Origin of the sequence: Allobosea sp. TAB14 (assembly GCF_052113865.1) — a bacterium.
Lineage (GTDB): Bacteria > Pseudomonadota > Alphaproteobacteria > Rhizobiales > Beijerinckiaceae > Allobosea > Allobosea spartocytisi.
Genome location: NZ_JBFRDQ010000352.1, coordinates 1 through 1651, shown reverse-complemented (window position 1 = coordinate 1651; position 1651 = coordinate 1). Strand labels below are relative to the sequence as shown.

General features: G+C 68.9%; 2 protein-coding genes. Both read left to right on the top strand.

Features of this window, described 5'->3' with window-relative positions; genetic code table 11:
• Window positions 1-718 (top strand): substrate-binding periplasmic protein (locus AB4Y99_RS27515; RefSeq protein ID WP_441525586.1); only part of this gene is annotated, 718 nt, incomplete at its 5' end.
• A gap of 64 nt (window positions 719-782) precedes the next feature.
• A partial coding sequence (locus AB4Y99_RS27510; protein ID WP_441525585.1) for an FAD-dependent oxidoreductase occupies window positions 783-1651 on the top strand: 869 nt, incomplete at its 3' end.

The following is a 1651-nucleotide window of genomic DNA, read 5'->3' as shown; positions in this document are numbered from 1 at the left end:
CACGCCACCGATGCAGTATCGCGATCCGACCACCAACGAGCCGGCCGGCTACACGATCGAACTGACCAAGCTGCTCGCCGCCGATCTCGGCGAAGGCATCACGATCGACTATGTCGAGGTTCCCTTCGGACAGCTGTTCTCGCTGCTGGAATCGGGCCGCTGTGACATGATCGAGCCGGTGACGAACCTGCCAGCGCGCGCGCTGCGCGGCGATTTCACGCCGATCCCTGCCTTCTATGCGCCGGTCTATGTCGGCCTGAAGCCGAACTCGACGGTGCAGAAGCCCGAGGATCTGAACGCCGAGAACATCCGCTTCGCCACGCTCCAGGGCACCTCGCAGCTCGCCGTGGCGCGGCGCACCTTCCCGAAGGCGCAGTTCGCCTCCTTCCCCTCGGCGACAGACGCGATCAACGAGGTCGCCTCCGGCCGCGCCGACGCCACCGTCCAGTCCTCGTCGAGCATCGTGCGGGCGCTGGACGCCGGGGCGCGCATTAAGCTGCTGCCGACCGGCGCGCTCTATCTGGAGAGCGTCAGCTTCTTCATGCGCCAAGGCGATCCGCGGACGCTGAACTGGATGAGCAACTGGATCGGCTACCACGCCTCGATCGGCACCTTGGCAACGCTCTACGAGCGCTTCGTCGGCACCGCCAGCCGCGAGAAGTACAAGCTCCAGACGGTCGCCGTCGGCCCCGCCGGCCAGCCGATCCGCTCGAACTGACCGAGACATCCGGAGCGGTCTTTCCTGACCGCTCCGGTTCCTTTGCTCTGAAACCGGCAGCCCGATGCTCCCAGAAGCCATGCCCGATCTCGTCGTCGTCGGATCCGGCGCCGCCGGCCTGATGGCCGCGCTGTCGGCTGCGGTCGCGGGCGCGACGGTGCTCGTGCTGGAGCGCTCGCCGCTCATCGGCGGCACGAGCGCAATCTCGGGCGGCCAGATCTGGTCGCCACTCAACGCGCTGATGGAACGCGCCGGCGCTGCCGATGATCGTGGCGAGGCGCTGGATTACCTGTCGCGCGTGACGCTCGGTGAGGTGGGGCAGGACAGGCTGTCGCGCTATCTCGACGCATCGCCTTCGCTGCTGGAATGCCTGGAAGCCTGGACGGAGCTGCGCTTCTTCCAGGTCGAGCGGCCCGACTACCATCCGGACTTCATTGGCGCGCGCTACGGGCGCGCCTTCGAGCCGCTGCCCTACGACACCGCCCGGCTCGGCGAATGGCGCAGCCGGGTCCGCTCCTCGCCGCTGCGAGGGCCCGCGACCTCGCGCGAAGCGCGGGCCGGGTTGAGCCTCGACATCCTGGCCGAGCGTCGCGCCAAGGACATCCGCACGCAGGGCGCCGGCCTCGTCGCGGGGTTGGTTCAGGCCTGCCTCGACCGGGGCGTCACTTTCGAGAGCGATATCCGCATCATCGATCTCGCCGTTGACGATGGGGTCGTCCGCGGCTGCCGCACGAGCGACGGACGCAGCATCCACAGCCGCGCCGGCGTCATGCTCGCGAGCGGCGGTTTCGAATGGAACGACGCCCTCAAGGACGCCTTTCTCGAGCCGGCCGACCGCGCGCCGACCTCGCCGCCCTGGAACGAGGGGGACGGCCTGCTGATGGGTCTGCGCCTGGGCGCCGGCGTCGCGCATATGACGGAGGCGTGGTGGAC